4 protein-coding genes and 1 pseudogene are annotated in these 4720 nt (G+C 55.3%); 1 reads left to right on the forward strand and 4 read right to left on the reverse strand.

What is annotated here, in order from left to right:
* Together HMPREF3011_RS06895 and HMPREF3011_RS06900 are read right to left on the reverse strand one after the other, a co-directional pair.
* Positions 1 to 484 (reverse strand): annotated as a pseudogene (locus HMPREF3011_RS06895) (hypothetical protein); the annotation flags it as partial.
* Positions 485 to 739: 255 nt separating this feature from the next.
* Entirely contained in the window at positions 740 to 1822 is a 1083-nt protein-coding gene (locus tag HMPREF3011_RS06900) for a chymotrypsin family serine protease (RefSeq protein ID WP_246821454.1), read from the reverse strand.
* 277 nt (positions 1823 to 2099) lie between these two features.
* On the opposite strand from HMPREF3011_RS06900, the gene HMPREF3011_RS06905 reads away from it, so the two are divergent.
* Entirely contained in the window at positions 2100 to 2654 is a 555-nt protein-coding gene (locus HMPREF3011_RS06905; protein WP_038628397.1) for a hypothetical protein, read from the forward strand.
* A gap of 28 nt (positions 2655 to 2682) precedes the next feature.
* On the opposite strand, the gene HMPREF3011_RS06910 is transcribed toward HMPREF3011_RS06905, so the two are convergent.
* Both HMPREF3011_RS06910 and HMPREF3011_RS06915 read right to left on the reverse strand, forming a co-directional pair.
* Positions 2683 to 3516, reverse strand: a complete 834-nt coding sequence (locus HMPREF3011_RS06910) for a hypothetical protein (protein WP_038628393.1) — start codon at positions 3514 to 3516, stop codon at positions 2683 to 2685.
* A 198-nt stretch (positions 3517 to 3714) separates the two neighbouring features.
* Positions 3715 to 4527, reverse strand: a complete 813-nt coding sequence (locus HMPREF3011_RS06915) for a (2Fe-2S)-binding protein (RefSeq protein ID WP_038628390.1) — start codon at positions 4525 to 4527, stop codon at positions 3715 to 3717.
* Positions 4528 to 4720 lie beyond the last annotated feature (193 nt).

Genomic DNA, 4720 nt, shown 5'->3' on the forward strand with positions numbered 1-4720 from the left:
TAATGTCGTCCTGAACCTCAATGATGCCGTAGTCACCGCTATTGAAGAGCTCGTTGAAGAACTCCGGCATAGTGGTGTTTTCGTCGAAGTCGCTCTCTTCCGGCATGACATCGGTGCCCATGTAGTCCTTGTTGACCAGCTTGTCGCCGTCCTTGGTTGGGATGAAGAACTGGCCGGTGACCTCTTCGCCGGTTTCAGTATCCTTCGCCACAACACAGTGGCCGGCAGTCATGATGACGCGATGCGAAACACCATTCTGATCCACAACGGTGCCAGGAACTCCCAGAGAGCACATCGGAGACTGAACATGACGTCCGTCGATGTTCTTGCTGCTCGGGAACGGCATCCGCAACGGCGAACCCGGGCCGATGACAACATCCGAGTTTGCCGGTGCAGCCTCAGCTACCGCGATTCCGGGCACAAAGCCACCTGCAGCTACCGACAGTGCAGCCGTGAGTGTGGCGACCTTCTTCGAACTGGCCATAGTGTGCGCTACTCCATTTCTGTACAGAAAACTTGTCCCACTCAGTGTATTAGGGACACCTTTACAAAGCTCTCCAAAAATGAAACCTAGGGTGAAATTCTCAGTCGAGGAACCGTTCATTCGTCTTCATTTCAGACTCATTAGACATCAAAAAGTTTGCTCAACAGCAATGCAAGAGCCAGAACCATCCGCCTTGGATGATTCTGGCTCTCTTAACGGTTCGGGGGTGATTTTTGTCAGATTCTCAGACTGGTGCTAGCTCTCAAAGCTTGGAAGCTGAATTTCTGCCAACTGAGGCGACCCAGACAGGTGTGACGATTGTGGCAATTGGGGCGATTGTGGCAGCTCAGGGAGTTTCGGCAACTGCGGCAGCTGGTCCACGAGATCGACTAGCTGCGGTACAGAACCTTCCTGTGAATCCTGTGAATCCTGCGCCCGGACATACTCCTGATCCGCCGCCATATCCTCGTTGAGGGTGCGATAGGTGGAGTCGCGCTGAGCCGTGGAATCCGATACCTCGAAGTGGTCGTTTACTTGACCGTCGGGAATACCGTAGGCCTCCTGAATGGCAATATCTGCGGGCATCACACGCGAGACCGGACCGAAGGTCATCGAATTCACGCCAATAACTTCATTTGTGGTCGGGTCGTAGGCATTTCCGCCAGAGTCACCGTGATCAACGCCAATACCAACCGTCCAGATGCCGTTTCGAGCTCGGAATACCTGGTATCCACAGGCCCGTCCGGTGCGCATACCGTCCTTGCAGATAGGCTTGCCAAGATTATCGAAGGAGACTTCGCCACGCGGCAGGTCTTCATTGTCCTGAATGCCAGTCATCACTACCGGCTCCCCGTAGCTCTGACCATTTTCATCAATGGAGTAACTTGCGCCGGTAGTCTCTACGTCCGGATCCAGGTTGATTATTCCGTAGTCCGCGCCATTAAAGCCTGCCGGCAACGACTCCAGTCCGGCATCTTCCTGCGGCAATTCCCAACGATGGGCACCTGCGGTACCAATGCGCTTATCACCTTCAGTGGTTGGCACATACACCTCACCAGTGACGATTGGCAGACCCACATCCGGAGCATCATTCAGGCAGTGCCCTGCGGTCAACATGACCCGATACTTCTCGCCGTTGCGGTCCGTCACCGTCCCCGGAACACCCGCCGAACACATCGGCGAGTTGATATTTCGATACCCATCCCACGGACTTCCCTCCATGGGAGTTCGAATCGGGTCACCCGGACCAACCACGACAGCATGTGCAGCGACCGGGGCCACCAAGGACAAAAGTGCTGCGAAAGCCGCTACCGCCAGTCGACTTCTTGCGTGCTTCATTGAGACGAATCTTTCAGATTTTTAGTTTTTCTTTAGGGCCACTACTCACACTAATCCACCACCCCACCCCCGGAAATAGTGTTTTCTCAGACTCTTGGGCTTTTACAAAAGTCGTTATCGAATCGTTTCCACAACCCCACGCGTCCCTGCAATAACACCAAACACCTAGCCAATTGACTACCCCCACTTGGGTGGCCCACTGATACTAATCTTATTTCGAACACGAGTTCTAGGCGTTCGAAAAAATGAGTCCGGGGTGTTCGATAATTTGTGAGCCATGAGTACAACAAACGAGTTTCCCATTCACCGTCGCCTAGCCCTTCCCCCGCTATCCGCTACCTACCGTGCAGAATGTTTCGAAGACCTCGCCCTCATCCGCACAATCCTCTGCCACCCCACCATCGGCCGTAGGCATTGGCCCGGCGCGCTGGATCACACCTTCTCGCTTCCCGACGGGCCTGTGGTCACCGTCCGAGCGTCACGGATAGCGCTTCCTCGCGCACTGGTCTCTCAGCTTGCCGACGTGCACGCGGAATACTTCATCCTGAAGGATGAGCCCATGTTCATGTACTCCGTTTCCGTCAAGGTGGAATCCTCATCGGAGGTAGTCCTCCGCGGAATTGGCGGTTCGAATCGGACACGGGAAGAAAACCGCCGACGCACTCGGGCTGTAGCCGAGGCTCTCCATCGTGCGCAGGACTGCAGCAAGATACACGAAAACGGCACTGACCTCGCACTCCCCGGGCGCCGTTATAGTTGGATTGGCACCAGGGACGCGCGGCCACTGCCGTGTCCTAGCGAGCTCTTTTCTTCTCGCCCATCAGCGGCTTAGCACTAGTCACAGCGCTGCCGCAGTATAGCTACTCGCTGTCGTCGCCTTCTTCGTCGTCCTCGTCGTCATAGTCGCCATCGTCGTAGAGGTCATCATCGTCCTCGTCGTCGTCATCATCCTCGTCCAAGGAGGCAACGTGATCAGAGTAGATGTACTCTGCATACCCGTCATCGACGGGTGCCAGCTGATCTTCCCATTCCTCTGCGCGGTCTACCACGAGCGCAAGGACATCCATCAGCTTGTCAAAGTCCTTGAAGGTGCCCAGTGTCAGAACCTCATTGCGCAAGGTCTGGATGTCAGAGTAGAGGTCAGCAAACATCTTGCGACGGTCATCATCGGTGAGAACCGTTTCGGTGTCCGAGTCCCAGAACTCCGCGATGGCCTGATCGACGATGTCGTCCAAGTTTGCGTCCTGGGAGATGAAGCGGACGTGTGCGCTGGGCTCGTTGTTGTGGGCAGTTACCAAAACCTGTACCAACGAGGAGGTACCAACTTCGGAGGTAACCAGAGTTGCCTCTTCGGGGTCCTGTTCAAACTCCAGGTCAGCAATGCGGTCATCGTCGCCATCGAGCAGAGTGCGAAGCAGGCCAACAACCTGGTCAGTAGCTACATGGTGAGCGACTGCTGCGACGGCGTCTTCGACGGAGAATACAGCGGAGACCAGAACAGCTTCGAACTCGTCGTCCTCATCATCCACATCGGCAGCGGCTACGTAAACTTCGGCAGCCGGGATGTCCTCATCAATGGTGACGAACTGAACCTCCAGGTCAGAGGTAATGGGAACGAAGAGGGTGTCATCGTTGACACGACTTTCAATGCCCTCGCGGTCCAGTGCCGCAGCAATCTGCTCGAAAAAGCTCATGGGTGGAATCCTCCCTTGAAAGATAATTGGCCTCTACCCGCAGCCAATCGTAGCGACAAACGCGCAATCATGGGGTGGCTCATGCCCCCGGCAATTGCTGCGAAAGATCACGCCGGCAGTGCGCGTGCTACATCAAAGCCGCCAACGCGGCCGGTTGAGGGACAGGCCGCCAGCTGTCGATTCTCGAAAACAGAGCGCTCAGTAGCGTGCCCAGAGTTGATGGCGTTCCTCACGCGAACGTTTCGGACACGAGACACACAGATCGGCGTCTGGGCTGTGATAAATCATGCAGCAAGTAGCTCTCTCCAGGTGAGTAACTACATCGAAGTCCGGTTCTTCTCCCGATTCCGCGGCGGCTTCGTCCCAGGGGCGCACCTCGCCTCCACAGGAATCCATGAAACGAGGAAGAGGAACCCGATGTACTCGCTGTATTCCCTCAACGACATGTTTGCCAATAAGCGCTCCGCGCCAGGGCTCCATCAGCTCATTACCGGCGGATATTGCGGCATTAGCTACGGCATCGGCAGCCACGGCCCAAAGAGGAGCAGGCTTGATTTCCCCGACTTCTCCAACAACCTGAGCCAACGGCTCCAAGAAATGGGCCAGTGCTTCGCCGGAATCCTTCAGCTCATCCGCATCCTCAGCAGAAATGCTTTCAAACTGTTGAGCTTGGAACCCAACCCAATAGTCATCTCGGAGAAATGTGAACCAAGAAGACCACTGCCACACTGGAACTCGATCGGAAACCAACACGCATGCCAGCGATGGCCCCACCAATGCTCCGCACATGGACCACCACCACAACTGCGCTTGGAAACGGGTATCGCCCGCAACCTCAGGCATGGGAAACAGCTTTCTCCCGGCCTCAATTCCGGCAGCTACAGCTTCGGTTGAAAGGTGCCAATCCGCAGCACCGTCGTGAGGAATGACATCTGCGGAAAACCGAGGAAAGTCCGCCAAAAGCTGGGAGTACTCGGGAGGCAATGCGGCACCCCGCATGACATCGTTCACCAGTCTCGTCCTTCTATCAACTGTTTTAATCGCCGTACACCTGTCTATTTTTCCACCGACTACGGAATTTCCCCACAGCTCAGTAGTGTTTATATGGGCATATGGCTCTCAACGGACCCGTTTAGGAGGTCTACTACTTTGTTCCAAAAGACGAAGAAGGATTCAACTCGCACAGTAACTGATGCAGTGAACT

It is taken from the genome of Corynebacterium sp. HMSC074C04 (assembly GCF_001838295.1).
Taxonomy (GTDB): domain Bacteria; phylum Actinomycetota; class Actinomycetes; order Mycobacteriales; family Mycobacteriaceae; genus Corynebacterium; species Corynebacterium amycolatum.

Bases quoted from the DNA above. Each gene is read 5' to 3' on its own strand.
- HMPREF3011_RS06900 (WP_246821454.1), bottom strand. From the start codon at position 1,822: ATGAAGCACGCAAGAAGTCGACTGGCGGTAGCGGCTTTCGCAGCACTT.
- HMPREF3011_RS06905 (WP_038628397.1), top strand. From the start codon at position 2,100: ATGAGTACAACAAACGAGTTTCCCATTCACCGTCGCCTAGCCCTTCCC.
- HMPREF3011_RS06910 (WP_038628393.1), bottom strand. From the start codon at position 3,516: ATGAGCTTTTTCGAGCAGATTGCTGCGGCACTGGACCGCGAGGGCATT.